Genomic DNA, 20,654 nt, shown 5'->3' with positions numbered 1-20,654 from the left:
GTCGATCCACGCGGTCGTGTTCGTCCTCAAGCCTGCTTGTACTCGAGCACCGAACCGATGACCCGGTCCTGTTGTTCGAACGTGAGCATGGGCCACAGCGGCAGTCGAAGGATCGACGCGGAGAACTCGGCACTACGCACGCACGGCTGCGGTGTTCGTCCGTAGCGCACACCGGCCGCACTCGTATCGAGCGGAACGTAGTGGAACGGCGCCACGATTCCGTCACCGGCAAGGTGCCGAATCAAGCCGTCACGGCTCTCTTCGGTCGGCATCTTGAGATAGAACAGGTGCGCAGTGTGCTCGCGATCATCGGGCACCGCCATGGGCACGACACCGTTCGCGGCCGCCCACTCGCCCAGACTCACGCTGTAGGCATCCCAGACGCGATGCCTGGCCGCCTGAATCGCGTCGAACTCGGAGAGTTGTGCGTCGAGGACGGCGGCATTGAGTTCACTGGGCAGATAACTCGACCCGATGTCCTGCCACGAATACTTGTCGACCTGGCCGCGCAGGAAACGCGCACGGTCGGTCCCCTTCTCACGGATGATTTCGGCGCGAGTCATCAACTGATCGTCAGAGAGCAACAGCGCGCCGCCCTCACCGCAGTGAACGTTCTTGGTGTCGTGAAAACTCTGCGTTCCGATTGTTCCGATGGTGCCGAGCGAGCGCCCGCGCCACTTTCCGCCGAGTCCGTGAGCGTTGTCTTCGATCAACGCAACGCCGTGGAGTTCCGCGAGGTCGAGGAGAGGTTCCATGTCCGCGGCGACTCCGCCGTAATGCATGACCAGTACAGCTTTGGTGCGTTCGGTGATCGCCGCCGCGACGCACGCCGGGTCGATGTTGCCGGTACTCGGATCGATGTCGACGAAAACAACAGTGGCCCCGCGCAACGCGACGGCGGTTGCCGCCGAACTGAACGCGAAGCTCGGAACTATTACCTCGTCGCCCGGGCCCAATTCGAGCAGCAGCGCACCCAATTCGAGTGCATGCGTGCACGAGGTGGTCAGCAGAGCATGCGTGGATCCGGTGATCGCCTTGAGCGCTGCAGTCGCGGACTTGGTGAAACGTCCGTCACCGTGAATGTGGTCGGACTCCAGAACCGTTGCCAGATTCGACAATTCGTTCGATGCCCGATAGGGGCGGGAGAAGATGATGCGATCAGTGCTCACGACTACGCCGATCGATCGAGGTTCCGGGCCGCGGGGAGTCGACAGTCAGATACAGCGGCTTTCCGACAAGGACGTGCAGTGCCACACCGAGATATTCGGCAATGAGTCCGAGCGAGAACAGGATCGCACCCGAACAGACCAACAGCGCCATGATGATCGACGCCCATCCTTCGGGATCGTTGTTGTCGCCGGTCATGGCCCCGATGAAGATCACCGCGGCCATGATCACACCGGCCGACGCCAGGGTGACTCCGAGCAGGCTGACCAGCCGCAGACCGCGTGTTCCGCTACACAACACCATCTTCCAGAACAACGAGAACAAACGGCGGTAGTTGTACCCGGATTCTTCGCGGCCTTCGGCTCGAAGTGTCACCGGCGCCGTGGCCGTGTTACCGACAACCCACGTCAGCGCAACGTCCAGATACACGCCGTTGGCCGCGACGCCGGCCAACTGTCGGCCGATGTCACCGCGGATCAGGCGGTAACTTTCGAATCTCGTCGAATCAGGGAACGCGAATACCGTCGCCAAGACGATCTTTGCGCCGCGCGAGGTCAGGTTCCGCAAGAATCCGTGCGGGCGTGTGTTCGTGGGTTTGGAATACACGAGATCGGATCGCTCCGTCAGCGCGGTGTCGAGGAAAGCCCCGATGTGCACCGGGTCGTGCTGGCCGTCCTCGTCCATCGTCACGATCCACTGTCCAGTTGCAGCGGCCATGCCGGCGATGGTCGCCGCGTCCTGGCCGTAGTTGCGGCTGAGCCACACGACACGCACCTGCTCGAAACGGCGCTCCAATTCGAGTAACACGACGTCGGAGCGGTCCGGGCCGTTGTCGTGAACCAGCACGATCTCGTCGACGGAGAACTGCGCACCACCGGGCGTCGCACTCGGTGTGCCCAGGCCGTCCAACTCCTCGACGAGCGCCGTGATCGTCTTTTCGCCCTGATAAACGGGCACTACGACGGAAATCGAGTGCACTCGCTTCCACTCCCTTCAGGGGGCTCGACTGGCGCCGAGAGACAGGCACGATCGGGCCCACACCGTCGCGAACTTTAACACGCAGAGATGTCTTGACTTCGGATGCCGGCGGCGCGTGACGCGCTCGCGTCTCCGTACGCCCCACCTGCCCTGTTAAGGTCTGGAACTCGTGGTGGAAACTCGCACTCTCGCCCGGGCAGACGTGTACAAGTGGGGCGCCGTCACGGCGATCGGTGTCATCGCCGGTTATCTGGCCGTGGTGCTCGCGAATGCTCGTCACTTCTACACCGACGACACCGAGTCCCAATACGCGCCGCTGTGGGTCATGCTCGGCCGCAGTCTGCGAGAAGGACACCTCCCGGTGCTCGTCCCCGAGAACTGGATGGCGGGCAACTACGCGATCGAGGAAGCAGGCCTTCTCAATCCACCGCAACTCCTGATCGACCTGATCGCACCGTCCTTCGACAACCTGGCGTTGTACGCGACGATCGTGAAGTTGATCTTCGCGATCATCCTTGCACTCGGCGTCTATCGGATCTGCCTCGAGTACGGCTCGAAGCCCACGTGGGCTGCCGTCGCCGGCGTCTCGATTCCGTTCACCGGTTTCCTGCTGTTCTTCGACTCGGCCAGTTGGATGACTGCCTTCACCGGCACTGCCTGGATGGTTCAGGCGTGGGCGTCGGCAATCCGCTACGCCCGAGGTAAGAGCGGTCCGATCCCGACCTTCGTGTTCTTGTATCTCGCGATGTCGGTCCAATATGTTTTCCCCGCAGTCGAATCCGGCTTGATGATCGGCGCGGTCGCAATCGGCGAAGTTGTCTATCAGCGGCGTTGGCTGCCGTCACTGCGGCTTCTGGCGGTGTCCGCGTGTGCCGCTCTGGCCGGTCTCGCGACGTATCTGCCGAGCCTGCTCACCGCGGACGTCACCTGGCGCGGTGCATCCGAAGTCAAGAACGACGCATTCCTCGCCGTCCCGTGGTCGGAATCGCTGAACGCGAGCCTGCCGAGCACGATGCCCGCGTTCACCTCGTGGTGGGGATACATCCAGACCATGCCCATGGTCTACATCGCCTGGTTCCTCATACCCGCCCTGGCATTCATCGACTGGGGCAAGGCACGCGCCGCGGCACGCGAATTGACCGCCGTCGGGATCTTCACGGTCGCCGTCCTCATGTGGACTGCCGGGCCGAGCACGATCGGCCCACTGCGGTGGCCCGCTCGCGTGCTTCCGATGGTGGCCATCGGACTCCTGCTTCTGGTGTGCATCCTGCTCGGGCGTTACGCCACGACCGACAAGTTGCGCGGGCGCTGCGTTGCAGCGGGAATCCTCGTGGGCCTGCTTCTGATTCGGTCAGCCTCGGCAGCTCCCGGGCTCGCGAAATGGCATGTGATCTCAGCCCTGCTCGTTGCCGCACTCGGCGCCGCGATGGTCTGGCTCGGCCGTACCAAAGGCACTGCTTTCGCATGCCTCGTAGCGATCGTCGCGGTCTCCCCCATCGCCTACGCCCAGGTTCGGGCCGCGCAACCAACCCCGATGAGCTGGAACCTGCCCGAATCCCGCTCGGAGATGAAAGAGGCCTTCCCCGACTTCGACGGCACGACACTGCAACTGGGCGACCGTGCACTCATCGCCCCCGGGGACAAAACCCTCGACGGAGCGTACGGTTCCCTGGCTTTCGGCAACTACCCCAAAGACCTCGAACTGACCTACACCAGCGGCTACACCCCCAACGGGCACTTCTACTTCGGTGATCTGCTCTGCATGCGCTGGGACATGAGCGTCTGCCCCGACGCCTTTCGGCGCGCATTCACCGTCGAACCCACCACCGGCCGCACCATCGTCGACCTGATGAACGTGGACCGGGTCGTACTTCAGAACGCTCTCTACCCCGATGCACGCAAGAACCCGGCTCCCGACGGATGGGAATGGGTCGACTACCCCGGACACGAGAACTACATCTCGGTACTCGAACGCGTCGACGGCCCCGTCTCGACACGCAACGGACGCATCGCCGACGCCCACGGCGTCGAGGCTACGTCGATCGCGGAATCGAACATGTCGAGCACCCTTCGTGTCAGTTCGGAGACCGGCGGCAAGGTTGTGTTCGCACGGCTCGGCTGGCCCGGATATCGGGCAAGCATCGACGGTCAGCCTGTCCCGATCGACGTCGTCGCGAAGTCCTTTGTCACCGTGGACATTCCCGCCGGTACGAAAGACGCGGAACTTGTCCTGACGTGGCGTCCCCCGGGATGGAAGGTCGGCGGCGCTTCGATGGTCGCCGGAGTCCTCGGACTCGGCGTGCTCGAGTGGATGTATCTGCGGAACCGACGCAAGGACGGGATCAACACCGTGAAAACCGAGTCTTCATGACCGAAGACATCGCATCACCCGAGAACCCCGGCCCACTGCTTCGGGTAGTCAAGCATCAGCCCATCGCATTTGCCATTGTCGGAGTGGCTAATACGGCGATCGGATACGCGCTCTTCGTGGTCTGGTCACTGATCCTCGACAACAAGGATCTGTATCAAGTGGCTGTGATCGGCGCGTACTCCATCAGCGTCCTCATCGCTTTCGTTCTGCATCGGACTCTCGTTTTCCGCGTCCGCGGACATGTGGCACGCGACCTGGGAGCGTTCATCGTCGTCAATTCCGGTGGCCTGGTGCTGAATCTGATTCTCGGAACAATCGCGGTGTCGATTCTGCATGCCCCGCCGCTTCCCGCCCAGGCGGTTGTCATGCTGATCGTCGCCGGTGTGAGCTTCTTCGGTCATCGATACTTCTCGTTCCGCCGCAAACCTGCCGAACGACACTGACCTTCTACGATTCGCGGGGTAACGCTCGATCCACCGCCGCCTCGACGATCGTCCGAATATCTTCCTCTCCGAACAGGTTCGGCAATGTAAGTCGATCCAGTGCGAGCCAGTTCAGCGACAAATAGAGCAGGCGAACGGTCATCGCATCACCCGGCACGCCCGACGCCAGATGATTGGCTACGTTCAGATCGAAGTCTTCTCGGATGCGGACGGTCAGCACCGCACGCAGGTCCGGTCGACGCGTCGCCTCCAGTCGCAACTCCATGAGCGCGAGGAAACCCGTTCCGAACGAGGTGACGCGCTCGACCACGTCGAGCATGAGCGTCACCAGGCGCTCACGATCGGTGCCGTTGACGGGATCGATCATCCCTTCGAGGTCCTCCGGAATCAGTCGCTCGTAGATCCGGCCACCCGCTTGAGTGAGCAGGTCGTCGCGATTGGAGAAGTAGTTCGACGCTGTCCCGTTCGGCACTGCTGCCTGGGCGTCGACGGCTCGAAACGTCAAGCCTCGAGCACCCTCTCGGGCCAACACCTCGATTGCCGCGTCGATCAGGGCAAGCCGACGTTCCGGGTTCTTTCGCACTTGACATCACTCCTGACACAACCCTAAATTAAATCACTACAAACATAGTACTACGAACGGAGCGCGTTATGCGAAAGCTTGTGTACTACGTGGGAGCCTCCCTCGACGGATACATCGCGGGGCCTGGTGGCGAATTCGACTTCCTCCCGGTCTCCGAACAGATCACGGCCTGGATATGCGATCGATATCCTGAAACCGTGCCAACGCATGTGCGGCCCGCTCTCGGAATCGAGGACGCGCCCAACAGGACCTTCGACACGGTCGTCATGGGCCGCGGCTCCTACGAGCCCGGGCTGGCCGCCGGATTGAAAAGCCCCTTCGCGCACCTGCGTCAGTTCGTCGTCTCCACAACCATCCCTGACGCCGAGGATCCCCCCGTCACCATCGTTCGCGCCGATCCGCTTGGGGTAGTCAGATCTCTCAAAGAGGAAGAAGGACAAGATATCTGGCTGTGTGGCGGCGGAACTCTCGCCGGCGAACTACTACCGGAGATCGACGAGTTGATCATCAAGAGGTATCCGGTAGTCGCCGGCGCAGGCATACCGATGATCAGAAGTAACTTCGAGCCGGCACTGTTCACACCGACTGCAACCGAATCGCTCGACGACGGCGCAAGCATCACCTGGTTGAAGCGAAATACCTAAGGAAGAAGATCCGGTCGACGCTCGGCCGTGCGCTGCAGCGACTGCTCATGGCGCCACGCTTTGATCTTCGCGTGATCACCGGAGAGAAGCACCGGCGGAACTTCGAGGTCGCGCCACACAGCCGGGCGAGTGTAGCTAGGCCCTTCGAGAAGGCCGTCGGAAAACGAATCCTCTTGGTGTGAAAGCTGATTGCCGAGAACGCCGGGCATCAGTCGCACGACAGCCTCGACCATCACCAGCACGGCTGCTTCGCCGCCGATCAGGACATAATCGCCGATGCTGACTTCTTCGACTCTGACCCGCTTGGCGGCGTCGTCGAAAACCCGTTGATCGATACCTTCGTATCGGCCGCAGGCGAAGACGAGGTGCTTGGCGTTGGACCAGCGGTGCGCGGTCTCCTGGGTGAACGGGACGCCGGCGGGAGTGGGCACCACCAGAATGGTCTCGGCATCATCCGGGCCGGAAGAATCGGAGCGCCCGATCACGTCGTCCAGTGCCGGGCCCCAGACGGTGGGTTTCATGACCATGCCGGGTCCGCCGCCGTACGGGGAATCGTCGACGGCTTTGTGTACGTCATGGGTCCACGACCGAAGATCGTGGACGTCGACCGAGATCAAGCCACGTTCGATTGCCTTGCCCAGCAAGGCAGCACGAAGCGGTTCGAGATACTCGGGAAAGATGGTGACTACATCGAGACGCATGACAAGCGATCAGTCGCTGTCGGCGTTCGAATTGTCGCTGTTCGACTTGTCGCCGAAGTCCGGGTCGAGCAGTCCCTCGGGAGGCTCGATCACCACGACACCGTCGGCGATCGACACCGAGGTGACGATGGCGGCGACAAACGGGATCAGCAATTCGCCGGATGCCTCACCGGTACGGCGAATCGAAAGCAATTCGCCTGCGGCGGAATGCAATACCTCGATGACCGAACCGACCTCGGCACCGTCCGTGAGGACGACCTTCAGTCCTTCGAGTTCGTGATCGTAGAACTCGTCCGGATCATCCGAAGGCTTGAGTTCGGAACTGTCGATGACAAACAGTGTGCCGCGCAACGCATCTGCGTCGCCACGGTCACTGACGCCTTCGAGGCGCAGCAGAAGCCGCCCGGAATGATCCCGGGCGGCTTCCACTGTGTACGACTTCAGTGTGGACTCGCGCGGCTTGCGCCCACGCAGCACGGAACCTACGGCAAAACGATCCTCGGGCTCGTCTGTACGAACCTCGACTACCAATTCACCTTTGATGCCATGCGACTTCGCGACACGACCGACTACGAGTTCCACCTGTTTACTGCCGTCTACTGATCGGTGTCGACGACATCAACACGGATACCGCGGCCACCGATGCCGGAGACCAAGGTCCGCAGAGCGGTCGCAGTGCGACCACCCCGACCGATGACCTTGCCGAGATCGTCTGGGTGCACGTGCACCTCGACGGTCCGTCCCCGACGTCCGGTGATCAGCTCGACGCGCACATCGTCGGGATTGGCGACGATGCCACGCACGAGATGCTCTACCGCATCAGCGACGACGGCACTCACTTGTCAGCAGCCTCGGCGTCTGCAGCGGGAGCCTCGGCGTCAGCCGCGGTGTCTTCTGCCTTGGCCTCGTCAGCCTTTGCAGCCTTCTTCTTCTTGGGGGTGATTGCTTCTGCAACCGGCTCGTTCTCGGCCTGCGCGAGCGCAGCCTGGAAGAGCTCGAGCTTGGTAGGCTTGGCTTCCTTGACGCGCAGGGTGCCTTCGGTGCCCGGCAGGCCCTTGAACTTCTGCCAGTCACCGGTGATCTTGAGGAGTGCCTCGACGGGCTCGGTGGGCTGTGCGCCCACGGACAGCCAGTACTGAGCGCGCTCGGAATCGATGTCGATCAGCGAGGGCTCTTCCTTGGGGTGGTACTTGCCGATGGTCTCGATCGCACGGCCGTCACGACGGGTGCGCGAGTCGGCGATGACAACGCGGTACTGAGCGTTGCGGATCTTGCCGAGGCGGGTGAGCTTGATTTTGACAGCCACAGCTGCAGTTCTCCTTCAGCGCGCACAACAGTGCTGCGCATGTCACGTGCAATTCAGCGACCCACACGATTTGTGAGCCCGGTTTTGCCTCTATCCTGTGACCGTCGCAGCGGTACGTAACCGGTTGCGACGAACAATGGTCCATTGTGCCAGATGGGTGGGCTCGTTCGGAAACCACCCTGTGCGCGCTTCGAGAGTGCGTGGACTCCCTAACCACTCACGTGGGTTCCGCGGAGGATCACACGCATCGGCTTCGCGAGCACATCGGGGTTTCCGCGCGGATCTTCGGAATAAACCACCAGGTCGGCGGGCGCTCCTTCTTCGATCCCCTGCGCACCCAGCCAACTCCGCGCGTCCCAGCAGGCTGCGCCCAGCGCCTGATGCGCCGTCAAACCGGCAACTTCGAGTTCGGCGATCTCTTCGGCGATCCGCCCGTGCCTGATCGATCCGCCGGCATCCGTTCCGGCATAGATCGGAATCCCGGCCTCGTGAGCGGCACCGATCGTCCGATGTCGACGAGCGTGCAGATCCCGCATGTGCGCCGCGTAGATCGGATACCGCGTGGCGGAGTCCGCGATCTCGGGGAAAGTTGCGATGTTGATCAGCGTCGGAACCAAGGCCGTGCCGTGAGCGACCATCAACTCGATGGTCGCGTCCGTCAATCCGGTGCCGTGCTCGATGCAGTCGATGCCGGCGTTGATCAGGCCGGGCAGAGCATCCTCGGCAAAGACGTGAGCGGTGACCCTTGCGCCTTCGGCATGGGCGGCAGCGATGGCCTCGACCAGAATCTCGTCGCTCCACAACGGGGCGAGGTCGCCGATGGAACGATCGATCCAGTCCCCGACGAGCTTGACCCAACCGTCACCGGCGCGTGCCTGCCGCACCACCTCGGCCGGCAACTGAGATTCGTCGTCCAGGTCGACCGGCAGGCCCGGGATGTACCGCTTCGGTGCTGCGATGTGCTGACCTGCGCGAATGATCCGCGGCAGATCGAGGCGCTCGTCGATGAACCTGGTGTCGACCGGCGATCCGGCGTCACGAAGCAACAGCACGCCCGCGTCACGTTCGGTCTTCGCCTGCCCCAGCAAGCCGTCGACGGTTTCGCCGCCGCCACCGCCGTAGCGGATACCGACGTGACAGTGCGCATCCACGAGACCCGGTGTGATCCAACCCGATTCGACGATCGTCTCCGCACCGGACACCGGCTCGAAGGAAATCAGCCCGTCGACGATCCACAATTCGATCGGCTCGGCATCGGGCAGACCGATACCCCGCAGATGAAGCGCAGCCACCGACTACTTCTTGGGCAGCTTGAGCTGGGAGAGATCGATGCCTTCCAGTCCGGGCGGCAACTGATCGAGACCCTTGGGCATGTTCGACAGGTCGGGCATACCGGCCGGCATTCCGCCGGGCATACCCGGGAATCCGCCCATGCCGGGGAATCCTCCGCGCATCTTGGGCTGCGTCGGGCCCTTGCCGCCCTTCTTGCCCTTCTTGCCCTTCTTGCTGCGAACCTGCTTACGCGCGCCGGGCATACCCATACGGCCGGCCATGGCAGCCATCATCTTGCGGGCTTCGAAGAAACGGTCCACCAACTGGTTGACGTCGGAAACCTTGACGCCCGAACCGTTCGCGATGCGCAGTCTGCGTGAGGCGTTGATGATCTTCGGATCGTCGCGCTCGGCCGGCGTCATACCGCGGATGATGGCCTGAATGCGATCGAGTTGCTTCTCGTCGACGTTGGCCAGCGCGTCCTTCATGCCGCCGGCACCCGGCAACATACCGAGGAGGTTGCCGATCGGGCCCATCTTGCGGACGGCCATCATCTGATCGAGGAAGTCTTCGAGGGTGAGCTGACCGGAACCGATCTTCGCTGCGGTCGCTTCGGCCTGATCGGCGTCGAAAACCTGCTCGGCCTGCTCGATGAGGCTCAGGACATCGCCCATGCCGAGGATCCGGCTGGCCATGCGATCGGGATGGAAGACGTCGAAGTCTTCGAGCTTCTCGCCGGTGGAGGCGAAGAGGATCGGCTGGCCGGTGACCTCGCGGACGCTCAGCGCGGCGCCACCGCGGGCGTCGCCGTCGAGCTTGGTGAGGACGACACCGGTGATGCCGACTCCCTCACGGAACGCGTCGGCCGTGCTGACCGCGTCCTGACCGATCATGGCGTCGAGGACGAAGATGGTCTCGTCCGGGTTGACGGCGTCACGGATACCGGCGGCCTGCGCCATCAGCTCCGAGTCGATACCGAGGCGACCGGCGGTGTCGACGATCACGACGTCGTAATGCTTGTTGCGTGCTTCTTCGACGCCGGCGCGGGCGACCTCGACGGGGTCGGCTGCGGAAACGCCCAGTGCGTTCTCGCCGCCGCCGATGGAGGTGCCGGGGTGCGGCGCGAAGACTGCGGCGCCTGCACGCTCACCGACGATCTGAAGCTGAGTGACGGCGCCGGGACGCTGAAGGTCACAGGCGACGAGGAGGGGCGTGTGCCCCTGATCCTTGAGCCACTTGGCCAACTTTCCGGCCAGCGTGGTCTTACCGGAACCCTGCAGACCGGCCAACATGATGACCGTCGGCGGCGTCTTGGCGAACTGCAGTCGACGGGTTTCACCGCCGAGAACCTCGACCAGTTCTTCGTTGACGATCTTGACGACCTGCTGAGCCGGGTTCAGTGCACCCGAGACCTCGGCGCCCTTGGCGCGTTCCTTGATCTTGGCGATGAAGCTGCGCACTACGGGAAGCGCGACGTCGGCCTCGAGCAGGGCAAGGCGGATCTCGCGGGCCGTAGCGTCGATGTCGGCGCCGGACAGACGACCCTTGCCACGCAGATCCTTGAGAGATCCGGTCAATCTGTCGGAAAGGGATTCGAACACCGAGTGCGCTCCTGAAGGTCGTGCGAGTTAGCCGTGGATATTCTCGGGCACCAGCCTAGCCGCTACGCCCGCACCGATCCCAGCCGATGCGGGCGTAACTGCCGAAACCGGTCCGTCAATCCTCTTTCTTCTTGGGTTGTGGCACCGGAACCACCGCCAGCACCGCCTCCTCGACGCGCTCTCGCGCCGCGCGGGTATCGGCCTCACCGAAGTCGAGGCAGAACGCGTCGACCACCGAGGAACCCAAGGTGGCGACCTTCGCCCACCGGATGTCGGCTCCACTGTGTTCGAGTGCTGCGGCCAGTCGGCAGAGCAGGCCGACGCGGTCCTCGGTACGCAATTCGAGGATCGCCTGACCGTCACCGGGCGCGTCGAACCAGATGACCCGCGGTGGCGCCTGCGCATAGAGCACCGGAACCGCGGAATCCTTGTTGGTCTGGATCGGGTCGTCCCACTGCTCTGCCCGTGCCTCCTCGTCCTTCGCGTCGAGAAGTTCGAGCAAATTCAGTTCACCGGCCGAAGCCCGGATCAATTCCTGCCGGAGCAGCACCGCCTGCGGGGGTGTGCCGAACCTCGGCGTCACGACAAACGAGTTGACCGCCGAACCTGCATGCGACCCCAGCGATGCGGAATGCACCCGCAACGACTGCAGCGCCAGAACTCCGGCAGCCCGAGACAGCAGCCCGGGAGCGTCGGGCGCGATGACGGTCACGACGTAGGTGTGCGCATTCTCGGCCGGAACGAGCGAGACGTGAACCCCGCCCTCCTCGGCGATGGCCAATTGCTCGGGAGCGAGTGGATCGGGTTGCGGGAGCTCCTCCCCTGCCATCAGCAAACGACAACGACGCACCAGCTCGCCGATCAACGACGACTTCCAGTCGCCCCAGACACCAGGCCCGGTGGCCAGCGAATCCGCTTCCGCCAACGAATGCAGGAGATCGAGAAGGGTCCCGTCTCCCTCGAGTGCGTCGACCACTCGCTGCACCGTTGCCGGATCGTCGAGGTCGCGACGGGTGGCGGTTTCCGGCAACAGCAAGTGGTAGCGCACCATCGCCGTCAACGTCGCGACGTCGGAAGGCCAGAGTCCCAAGCGATTTCCGATCGCGGTGGCCAATTCGGCACCGACGACGCTGTGGTCTCCCCCTCGCCCCTTCCCGATGTCGTGGATCAACGCACCGAGCATGAGCAGATCCGGCCGAGCGACGCGAGTGGTGAATCCGCTTGCATACGCGGCGGTTTCGACCAGGTGCCGATCCACCGTCCACGTATGGACGGCGTCGCGCGGCGGAAGATCGCGAATGGTCCCCCACTCCGGCAGGAGTCGACCCCAGAGCCCGGTCCGGTCCATCGCCTCGATCACCGGAACCGCACGCGATCCCGAACCCAGCACGACCAAGAGATCGTTGACTGCATTTTTCGGCCACGGCTCACGCAGTTCCGGGGCGTTGTCGGCCAGGCGATTGAGCGTCGACGCGGAGATGGGCATGCCGTTGGTGGCCGCCGCTGCCGCGACCCGCATCACCAGACCCGGATCCTTCTTCGGTCTCGCATCGCGCGCCAGAACAACTTCGCCGGCATGCTCGACGACGCCCTCGTCCAGTGGCCGCCGCACCGGCGCGCGACGCAGCCGCGACAAACCACGCCGGGGCAAGGAGTTTCCGGCGGTACGGATACCGACGTCGACCGAATAGCTGATGGTGCGCGCCGATTCGCTGAGAAGGCGGGCCAGATCGAATCGATCACCGATCCGTAGCGCCGCACCGATCTCGTCGGCGTCCTGTGCTCGCAGTTGGTCGCGGGCGCGACCGGCAACGCGGTGAAGTTCGGTGCGCACGTCGAGCAACCGCCTGTGCGCAAGTGCCAGACCGCCGCCGGGCGAGTTGGGTCCCAGCCCCGGCATCCCGTCGGTCAATTGCGCGATGGACAGGGCGTTGAGCAGTTGGACGTCACGCAGCCCGCCACGACCGCTCTTGAGATCCGGTTCGGCGCGATGGGCGATCTCGCCGCTGCGCTCCCACCTCGTACGGGTCTGGGTGATCAATTCGTCGAATCGGCTGCGGATGTCCATGCGCCACTGTCGTCGGACACCACTGATCAACAAGTTGCTCAGCTCCACGTCGCCGGCAATGTGGCGTGCTTCGAGCATTCCGAGTGCTGCCGTCATGTCGGTGGCCGCAACCTGAAGCGCCTGCGGAAGCGTCCGCACGCTGTGGTCGAGTTTGATGTGCGCGTCCCACAGCGGGTACCACAGGCTGTCCGCGACCTGGGCCACGACTGCTGGGTCCATGTCGTCATGCAGCAGAATCAGATCGAGATCGGAATACGGCAGCAGTTCGCGTCGGCCGAGACCACCCACGGCGACGATGGCAAACCCACAATCCGGTTTGATGCCCAGTTCGGTCCCCTTGGTGGTCAACCAGAATTCGTGCAGATCGACCAGTGCATGTCGCAGCGCGGGGGCGTCGAGCCTCCTGTTCTTGACGCCTCCGGTGAGTAGGGCCTTGCGTGCGCGGGCCAGGTCCGCAGCTTCGTCGGATCCCCCTGACGAGACCGGCCCTGGCCCCGTCGCTTTCGCGACGGAACCAGGGCCGAAGTTCTCGGACCCTTTCGGGTCAGAGTGCATCGCCACCGCGTTCCCCGGTGCGAACCCGGATGACCGACTCGACTGGCGAGACCCACACCTTGCCGTCACCGATCTTGCCGGTTCGAGCGGCCTCGACGATCACCTCGACCACCTTGTCAACGGCCGCGTCGTCGACGACGACCTCGACCCGGACCTTGGGTACGAAGTCCACGGAGTACTCCGCGCCTCGGTACACCTCGGTGTGGCCCTTCTGTCGGCCGTAGCCCTGAACTTCGCTGACTGTCATACCCAGCACTCCGGCCTGCTCGAGTCCGGTCTTGACGTCCTCGAGCGTGAACGGCTTGACGATTGCTGTGATCAGCTTCATGTGCTCATCCCTTTCCAAACTCTGAAGTGCCTGAATTCACTTTAATCACGTGCTGATCACGCGAGGTCGTATGCGGTCTCTGCGTGTTCGGTCTCATCGATGCCGCGTGCCTCGTCCTCGGCCGAGATTCGCCAGCCCAGGGGCTTGAGTGCGAAGCCGATGATCGTCGTCAGAACGCCGGTGAAGACGAGTGCTGCGAGTGCGATCACGATCTGAACCACCAGTTGCTTGTAGTCGCCGCCGTAGAAGAGGCCGGTTGCGGTGCCGAAGAATCCGATACCGATCGTGCCCCACAGGCCGGAGACAAGGTGAACACCGACGACGTCGAGCGAGTCGTCGAAGCCGAAGCGGAACTTCAGGCCGACTGCGAGAGCGGACAGGATGCCGGCTACTGCGCCGAGGAAGATGGAACCGACCGGGTTGAGCGCACCGGCAGCAGGGGTGATGGCGACCAGACCGGCGACCGCACCGGAAGCTGCGCCGAGGCTGGTGGCGTGGCCGTCACGAATACGCTCGGTAGCGAGCCAGGCCAGGACTGCGGCACACGTCGCGGTGGTCGTGTTGACCCAGGCGAGACCGGCGTTACCGTCGGCGGCGAATGCCGAGCCGGCGTTGAAGCCGAACCAACCGAACCAGAGGAGTGCGGCGCCGAGCATCACGAAGGGCAGGTTGTGCGGACGGAAGGCGGTCTTGCCGAAGCCGAGACGCTTGCCGACGATGAGTGCGAGGACCAGACCGGCCATACCCGCGTTGATGTGAACGACTGTGCCACCGGCGAAGTCGATCGGAGCGACGTTGGCGACGGTGACTCCGTCGTCGTTGACCGTGGTGCCGAAGAGCTTTGCCGCGATGCCGTCCTCGGAACCCGAGAGGAGTCCGCCACCCCACACCATGTGTGCGAGCGGGAAGTAGACGACGGTGACCCAGATACCCGAGAACAGGAGCCAGGTGCCGAACTTGACCCGCTCGGCCAGGGCACCACTGATGAGGGCGGTGGTGATGATCGCGAATGTCACCTGGAACGCGATGTCGATGACGTTGGGGTAGCCCCAGGCGCCGGCGATGAAGTTGCCGTCAGCATCGGTGATGCTGTTCTTGAGGCCGAAGAACTCGAACGGGTTGGCAAAAATGCCCCCGATGTTCTCGGTGCCGTAGGACATCGACCATCCCCACAGAACGTAGATGACGCCGATGACGGCCATGGCCCCGAAGGACATCATCATCATGTTCAGGACGGACTTGGACCGAGACATCCCGCCGTAGAAGAAAGCGAGGCCGGGTGTCATCAGCAAGACCAGAGATGCAGCCATCAGCATCCATGCGGCGTTACCGGAGTTCGCCAACAAATCGTCGGTACTCACTTACTACCTCCTAGTCGCACGTGCCGGGCAGCACGTCGTTAAGGAGAAGAGTGCTGGGCTGGTGTTTCGTCCATGGCGCTGTCGCGTTTCGCAGACGTGAACCAATTGCCCAACTTTGTTGCAAACAGGTTTCGCCAGGGAGTTCTACCGTCCCTGTGCGCCTTTTCGGTGGTTCGCGCTACCGAAAAGGCGCACGGGGGCGTCAGCCCAGGAGGGCGTCGACGAACGCACCCGGCTCGAACGGCGCCAGGTCGTCGGCACCTTCACCGAGGCCGACCAACTTCACCGGCACACCCAGTTCATGCTGAACCTGGAAGACGATTCCGCCCTTGGCGGTTCCGTCCAGCTTGGTCAGTACGACGCCGGTGATGTCCACGACCTCCGCGAACACTCGAGCCTGCGCCAATCCGTTCTGGCCGACCGTCGCATCGAGAACCAGCAGAACGTCGTCGACCGAGGCCTTCTTCTCGATAACCCGCTTGACCTTGCCGAGCTCGTCCATCAGACCGGTCTTGGTGTGCAGACGGCCGGCGGTGTCGATCAGGACCACGTCGACGCCGTCCGCGATGCCCCGTGAGACCGCGTCGAAGGCAATCGCAGCGGGATCGCCACCCTCCTTGCCACGAACAACTTCAGCGCCGACACGCTCGGCCCACGTCTGGAGCTGATCGGCGGCGGCGGCGCGGAACGTGTCCGCGGCACCGAGCACGACGCGACGACCGTCGGCGACGAGCACGCGAGCCAACTTGCCGGTGGTCGTTGTCTTGCCGGTCCCGTTGACGCCGACGACGAGCAGAACAGCCGGGTGATCATCATGCGGCAACGCGCGGATGGAGCGGTCCAGTTCGGGACGCAGTTCGGCGATCAACACCTCGCGCAGAAGGGCGCGGGCGGCAGCCTCGGTCCGGACGCTGCGGGCCGCCATCTGCTCACGAAGCTTCGTGACGACCTTTTCCGTGGTCGCGGAGCCGAGGTCTGCGATGAGGAGGGTGTCCTCGACTTCTTCCCACGAGTCCTCGTCCAGATCGCCGCCACCGAGCAGACCCAGCAAGCTCTTGCCGACTGCTGACTGCGAGCGGGAAAGGCGCCCGCGCAGTCGGTCCAACCGACCCTCGGTCGGGTCGATCTCGTCCAGCACGCGCGGTGCAGGCTCGACTGGCGCGGGAACGACGACAGGTTCGGGAACGACAGGTTCTTCGACAACAGGTTCTGCTACCGCTGGTTCTTCTACGACCGGCTTTTCGATTACCGGCTCTTCGACAACCGGTTCCTCGACAACAGCGGGTTCTTCGACAACCGGCTCCTCGACAACGGCCTGCTTCTCCGCAACCGGTTCTTCGACGATCGGTTTTTCGACGACAGGTTCTTCGACGACGGGCGGCTTCTCGGCGACCGGCGGTGTCGGAACCACCGGAGGTGGCGCCGTTGCCGTCGACCCCTGACTGAAGTTGAACCCGCCACCGGCCTTGTAGCCGCCTGACTTGTCCTTCTCGGGGGCGCCGAGCTCCGGCTTCGTCTCGGGCGCCTTCAGCGATACCTGCCCCTTGCGGTAGCGCAGGAATCCGGCAACGAGAACGACGAGTAGTACGGCCGCTACAGCCGCGATGATGATCCAAGCCTGGGTAGTCACCGGCCCATTGTTTCAGGCTCCGACCCGGAAAGTGAGCAGGGCTTACGTCGAGGCCATGTCTTGACCGCGAAGTCGCTGCGAAATCACGGTGGTGATGCCGTCGCCGCGCATGCTGACGCCGTACAACGCATCGGCGATTTCCATCGTCGGTTTCTGGTGAGTGATCACGATCAACTGCGACTTCTCCCGCAATTGTTCGAAGAGTCCGATCAGCCGCCGCAGGTTGGTGTCGTCCAACGCCGCCTCGACTTCGTCCATCACGTAGAACGGGGACGGGCGTGCCCGGAAGATCGCGACCAGCATGGCCACCGCGGTCAACGACTTCTCGCCGCCCGACAGCAACGACAACCGTTTGACCTTCTTACCGGGCGGACGCGCCTCGACTTCGATGCCGGTGGTGAGCATGTCCGAGGGATCGGTGAGGACCAGCCGCCCTTCTCCCCCGGGAAACAATTTCTCGAACACTCCCACGAACTCACGCTCGACGTCGGCATAGGCCTCGGTGAACACCTGCAGAATTCGTGCGTCGACGTCTGCGACCACAGCAAGAAGGTCCTTGCGTGCGGTCTTGACGTCCTCGAGCTGAGTGGAGAGGAAGGTGTACCGCTCCTCGAGAGCTGCGAATTCTTCGAGCGCCAGCGGATTGACCTTGCCGAGGGTGGCGAGGTCCTTCTCGGCCCGCTTGGCGCGCCGTTCCTGAGTCGCGCGGTCGTACGGAAGCGGAGCGGGGGCGGTGACCTGCTCCCCACGCTCCTTGGCCTGCTCGTACTCCTCGATTTCGAGAGCGGTCGGCGGCAGTTCGACCTCGGGCCCGTACTCGGCGATCAGATCGTCGAGGCCGATACCGTACTGATCGAGGATCGACTCCTCGAGTTGTTCGATGCGCAGCGCTGCCTGTGCCTTCGCTACCTCGTCGCGGTGGACGGCGTCGGTGAGCGAAGCGAGTTGTCCAGTCAGTGCTCGGACTATCTCGCGGACCTGATCCAGCTTGGCCGTGCACTCGGTGCGGGCCCGAGCCAACTCGTCGCGGTGAGCAAGAGCCGCGGCGACGACGGTCTCGAGTTCGGCCGCCACGCGCTGTCCCGACTCGGCGACGGCAGCTGCAACTTCCGCAGCGTGCGCTCTGGCGCGCAGAGCCCGCTCGGCGCGAATCCGCGCTTCTCGTTCCGCGGCGGCCGCACGCCGAAGCGAATCGGCCTTTCCGCGTACGGATTCCGCACGCTCTTCGGCGGTGCGGACGGCAAGGCGAGCATCCATTTCGACGATGCGCACTTCGGCGAGCGCTGCTGCGGCCATTTCACGATCGGCAGCGGTCGATTCCGCGCCGTGTCCCGGCGCACTGCCGTCGGTTTCGGCGACGCGCAGACGTTCCTCCAGATCCGCGAGCTTTGTCAGCGACTCCCCGCGGCCCTCCTCGGCACGCACTCGCTGGGCGGTCAACCGCTCGGATTCCGCGTGGGCGACTCGTGCTGCCTGCCCCAATCTGCCCAACTGCTCGTAGATGGCGGACATGGCGGCGTCCGACTCGTTGAGCGCTGCCAAAGTTTGCTCCGCGGTCTCGCGTCGAGCGGCCTGTTCGGCCAGAGCGCCGGACAGCGCAGCGTCGAGTTCCTCGGATCGGCTCTCCGTTGCCGCCAGTTCCGCTGCTGACGCGTCGATCGCCGCCTGCACCTCGAGCGTGCTCGGTTGCCGATCCGAGCCACCGATCATCCACCCCGAACCGTGCAGATCGCCAGAACGCGTCACTGCGCGAATTCCCTTGTGGTCAGCAACAACTCGAATCGCGTCATCGAGAGTCTCGACCAGGACGACGCCATCGAGGATGGCGGTCAATCCGGCACGCAACTCGTTAGGGCAGTCGATGACGTCGACGGCCGGACGACTACCCGGCGCGATCTCGGCCTCGCGCTTGATCGCCGGTTCACCGCTCACGATCAGTGATGCACGTCCACCGTCCTGATCGGCCAGTGCTGTGACAGCGGAGCGAGCAGAGTCCAGCGACTGCGCCACGACGGCGTCCGCCGCCGGCCCCATCGCGGCAGCGATCGCGGCCTCGTAGCCGGGTTCGACGTGAATCAATCCGACCAGCGAGGTGATGCCGTCGTCGCCGCGGTGTTCGAGCAGCCAGCCGCCACCGTCCTTGCGCTGCAAACCCATCGACAGTGCCTCGATGCGCGCCCGGAGCGAAGCGATTCGTTGCCCGCTCGTTTTTTCTTCCTCACGAAGCTCTTCGACGCGCGCGTCGATCATCTCGAGAGCCTCGATGGCGCGTTCGTGATTGGTATCGAGGCCGACTTCACCGGCGTCGAGGTCCCCGATGCTTTCTTGCACCGTGTCGAACTCGGCCTGTGCGGCATCGCCACGCAGACGAGCCTCGTCGATCGCCTCGGTCAGCCGAGACACTTCCGCGTCGACGGATTCGACGCGGGTACGCAGAGTGTCGACCTGACCGGAGAGTCGAGCAAGACCTTCACGGCGGTCGGCGACGGCACGAACTTCCGCCATGTGCGCCCGTTCCGCTTCTGCTGCAGCATCTTCGGTGGCTGCGAGCTGGTCCCGAGCAGCTTCCGACGCCGCTCGCGCGATTTCGACGCCTTCGAGGAGTTCGGCCTCCTCGGCAGCAAGACGTTCGGCGCGCGCCTCCATCTCGTCCGGGTCCTGGCCGCGGTTGCCGACGGGTTCGGAGTCGAGATGACGCGCACGCTCGCGGGCGATGCGCACAGTGGCGTTCACGCGTTCGGCAAGCGCGGAAAGCTGGAACCAACTCTGTGCAGCCGCTTCCGATCCCGGAGTCAGACGAGCGAGAGCTTGCTCCTGGCGCCCGAGTTCGAGGTTGGCCTCGTCGAGCGCAGCCGCCACCTGGTTGTGCTGTTCACGGGCCGCTTTCTCGTCCTGCGCCTGGTCGTTCAACTGGTTTCGACGGGTCACCAGATCGTCAGCGGCCAGACGCATCTTTGCATCACGCAGGTCAGCCTGGACCGTCTGTGCTCGCCGAGCAACCTCGGCTTGGCGTCCCAGCGGTTTGAGTTGCCGACGCAGTTCCGCGGTGAGGTCACTGAGGCGAGCGAGATTGGCCTGCATGGAATCGAGTTTGCGCACCGCTTTTTCCTTGCGGCGGCGATGTTTGAGGACTCCCGCGGCTTCTTCGATGAAGGCGCGTCGATCTTCGGGACGGGATTCGAGGATCGCGGCGAGCCGTCCCTGCCCGACGATGACATGCATTTCGCGGCCGATGCCGGAGTCGCTGAGCAGTTCCTGGACGTCCATCAGACGGCAGGACGAGCCGTTGATCTCGTACTCCCCCGCGCCGTCGCGGAACATGCGGCGCGTGATCGACACCTCGGAGTACTCGATCGGGAGCGCCCCGTCGGCGTTGTCGATGGTCAAGGTCACCTCGGCGCGGCCCAGCGGCGCGCGGCCGGAGGTGCCGGCAAAGATGACATCTTCCATCTTGCCGCCGCGCAGGGCCTTGGCGCCCTGCTCGCCCATCACCCAGGTCAACGCATCGACGACGTTGGATTTACCCGAGCCGTTCGGGCCGACCACACAGGTAATTCCCGGCTCGAACCGAAGAGTCGTTGCCGACGCAAAGGATTTGAATCCCTTGAGTGTCAGACTCTTGAGGTGCATGGGGGGAAACTTTACC

The 20,654-nt window shown here is 63.8% G+C and carries 17 protein-coding genes; 3 read left to right on the top strand and 14 right to left on the bottom strand.

Annotated features, from left to right (window positions below):
• Positions 1 to 26: 26 nt before the first annotated feature.
• Both rffA and AC1Q6C_RS12925 read right to left on the bottom strand, forming a co-directional pair.
• Positions 27 to 1,169: a dTDP-4-amino-4,6-dideoxygalactose transaminase gene (gene rffA / locus AC1Q6C_RS12930; protein WP_003942806.1), complete on the bottom strand. Its 1,143-nt coding sequence runs from the start codon at positions 1,167 to 1,169 to the stop codon at positions 27 to 29.
• Positions 1,159 to 2,145 carry a glycosyltransferase gene (locus AC1Q6C_RS12925; protein ID WP_003942691.1) on the bottom strand — a complete coding sequence of 329 codons (987 nt, stop codon included), beginning with the start codon at positions 2,143 to 2,145 and terminating at the stop codon, positions 1,159 to 1,161. Before AC1Q6C_RS12925 ends, rffA begins: the two co-directional genes overlap by 11 nt.
• A 172-nt stretch (positions 2,146 to 2,317) precedes the next feature.
• Between AC1Q6C_RS12925 and AC1Q6C_RS12920 the strand changes: the two genes are divergently transcribed.
• The gene (locus tag AC1Q6C_RS12920; RefSeq protein WP_007729300.1) at positions 2,318 to 4,516 is read left to right on the top strand and encodes a hypothetical protein; all 2,199 of its coding nucleotides are present in this window, start codon (positions 2,318 to 2,320) and stop codon (positions 4,514 to 4,516) included.
• Positions 4,513 to 4,959, top strand: coding sequence for a GtrA family protein (locus AC1Q6C_RS12915; RefSeq protein ID WP_007729301.1), 447 nt, complete (start codon positions 4,513 to 4,515; stop codon positions 4,957 to 4,959). Before AC1Q6C_RS12920 ends, AC1Q6C_RS12915 begins: the two co-directional genes overlap by 4 nt.
• A gap of 4 nt (positions 4,960 to 4,963) precedes the next feature.
• Here the strand turns inward: AC1Q6C_RS12915 and AC1Q6C_RS12910 are convergent, their stop codons facing one another.
• Positions 4,964 to 5,542: a TetR/AcrR family transcriptional regulator gene (locus tag AC1Q6C_RS12910; RefSeq protein ID WP_003942695.1), complete on the bottom strand. Its 579-nt coding sequence runs from the start codon at positions 5,540 to 5,542 to the stop codon at positions 4,964 to 4,966.
• A gap of 68 nt (positions 5,543 to 5,610) precedes the next feature.
• On the opposite strand from AC1Q6C_RS12910, the gene AC1Q6C_RS12905 reads away from it, so the two are divergent.
• Entirely contained in the window at positions 5,611 to 6,186 is a 576-nt protein-coding gene (locus AC1Q6C_RS12905) for a dihydrofolate reductase family protein (RefSeq protein WP_230359761.1), read from the top strand.
• On the opposite strand, the gene trmD is transcribed toward AC1Q6C_RS12905, so the two are convergent.
• The 11 genes from trmD to smc form a co-directional block, all read right to left on the bottom strand.
• Complete coding sequence (trmD, locus tag AC1Q6C_RS12900; RefSeq protein ID WP_003942745.1) at positions 6,183 to 6,887, bottom strand: tRNA (guanosine(37)-N1)-methyltransferase TrmD; 705 nt, start codon at positions 6,885 to 6,887, stop codon at positions 6,183 to 6,185. The two genes, AC1Q6C_RS12905 and trmD, sit on opposite strands and share 4 nt — an antisense overlap.
• Positions 6,888 to 6,896: 9 nt before the next feature.
• Complete coding sequence (rimM, locus tag AC1Q6C_RS12895; RefSeq protein WP_007729303.1) at positions 6,897 to 7,469, bottom strand: ribosome maturation factor RimM; 573 nt, start codon at positions 7,467 to 7,469, stop codon at positions 6,897 to 6,899.
• A 14-nt stretch (positions 7,470 to 7,483) separates the two neighbouring features.
• On the bottom strand, positions 7,484 to 7,726 hold the full coding sequence (locus AC1Q6C_RS12890; protein WP_003939023.1) for an RNA-binding protein: 243 nt from the start codon (positions 7,724 to 7,726) through the stop codon (positions 7,484 to 7,486).
• Positions 7,723 to 8,193, bottom strand: coding sequence for a 30S ribosomal protein S16 (gene rpsP / locus AC1Q6C_RS12885; protein WP_003942818.1), 471 nt, complete (start codon positions 8,191 to 8,193; stop codon positions 7,723 to 7,725). The genes AC1Q6C_RS12890 and rpsP overlap by 4 nt, the downstream gene beginning before the upstream one ends.
• 209 nt (positions 8,194 to 8,402) lie before the next feature.
• Positions 8,403 to 9,485 carry an amidohydrolase family protein gene (locus AC1Q6C_RS12880; RefSeq protein ID WP_007729305.1) on the bottom strand — a complete coding sequence of 361 codons (1,083 nt, stop codon included), beginning with the start codon at positions 9,483 to 9,485 and terminating at the stop codon, positions 8,403 to 8,405.
• Positions 9,486 to 9,488: 3 nt separating this feature from the next.
• Positions 9,489 to 11,066, bottom strand: coding sequence for a signal recognition particle protein (gene ffh, locus AC1Q6C_RS12875; RefSeq protein WP_003942713.1), 1,578 nt, complete (start codon positions 11,064 to 11,066; stop codon positions 9,489 to 9,491).
• 115 nt (positions 11,067 to 11,181) lie between these two features.
• The gene (locus AC1Q6C_RS12870) at positions 11,182 to 13,689 is read right to left on the bottom strand and encodes a [protein-PII] uridylyltransferase (protein WP_003942689.1); all 2,508 of its coding nucleotides are present in this window, start codon (positions 13,687 to 13,689) and stop codon (positions 11,182 to 11,184) included.
• The gene (locus AC1Q6C_RS12865) at positions 13,679 to 14,017 is read right to left on the bottom strand and encodes a P-II family nitrogen regulator (protein ID WP_003942772.1); all 339 of its coding nucleotides are present in this window, start codon (positions 14,015 to 14,017) and stop codon (positions 13,679 to 13,681) included. The genes AC1Q6C_RS12870 and AC1Q6C_RS12865 overlap by 11 nt, the downstream gene beginning before the upstream one ends.
• Before the next feature lie 56 nt (positions 14,018 to 14,073).
• Positions 14,074 to 15,333: an ammonium transporter gene (locus tag AC1Q6C_RS12860; protein ID WP_042450902.1), complete on the bottom strand. Its 1,260-nt coding sequence runs from the start codon at positions 15,331 to 15,333 to the stop codon at positions 14,074 to 14,076.
• 247 nt (positions 15,334 to 15,580) lie between these two features.
• A complete protein-coding gene (ftsY, locus tag AC1Q6C_RS12855; RefSeq protein ID WP_230359760.1) occupies positions 15,581 to 17,008 on the bottom strand; it encodes a signal recognition particle-docking protein FtsY in 1,428 nt (475 codons plus the stop codon).
• A gap of 42 nt (positions 17,009 to 17,050) precedes the next feature.
• On the bottom strand, positions 17,051 to 20,638 hold the full coding sequence (smc, locus tag AC1Q6C_RS12850) for a chromosome segregation protein SMC (RefSeq protein ID WP_230359759.1): 3,588 nt from the start codon (positions 20,636 to 20,638) through the stop codon (positions 17,051 to 17,053).
• Positions 20,639 to 20,654: the final 16 nt, after the last annotated feature.

Source organism: Rhodococcus sp. MT28, from assembly GCF_058792695.1.
Note: the sequence above shows the minus strand (reverse complement) of the source record. Positions and strands in the feature narration are given on the sequence as shown.

Coding starts and splice junctions, on each gene's coding strand:
- AC1Q6C_RS12915 (WP_007729301.1), top strand. CDS start 4,513: ATGACCGAAGACATCGCATCACCCGAGAACCCCGGCCCACTGCTTCGG.
- AC1Q6C_RS12905 (WP_230359761.1), top strand. CDS start 5,611: ATGCGAAAGCTTGTGTACTACGTGGGAGCCTCCCTCGACGGATACATC.
- trmD (WP_003942745.1), bottom strand. CDS start 6,887: ATGCGTCTCGATGTAGTCACCATCTTTCCCGAGTATCTCGAACCGCTT.
- AC1Q6C_RS12870 (WP_003942689.1), bottom strand. CDS start 13,689: ATGCACTCTGACCCGAAAGGGTCCGAGAACTTCGGCCCTGGTTCCGTC.
- AC1Q6C_RS12865 (WP_003942772.1), bottom strand. CDS start 14,017: ATGAAGCTGATCACAGCAATCGTCAAGCCGTTCACGCTCGAGGACGTC.
- AC1Q6C_RS12860 (WP_042450902.1), bottom strand. CDS start 15,333: ATGCTGATGGCTGCATCTCTGGTCTTGCTGATGACACCCGGCCTCGCT.
- smc (WP_230359759.1), bottom strand. CDS start 20,638: ATGCACCTCAAGAGTCTGACACTCAAGGGATTCAAATCCTTTGCGTCG.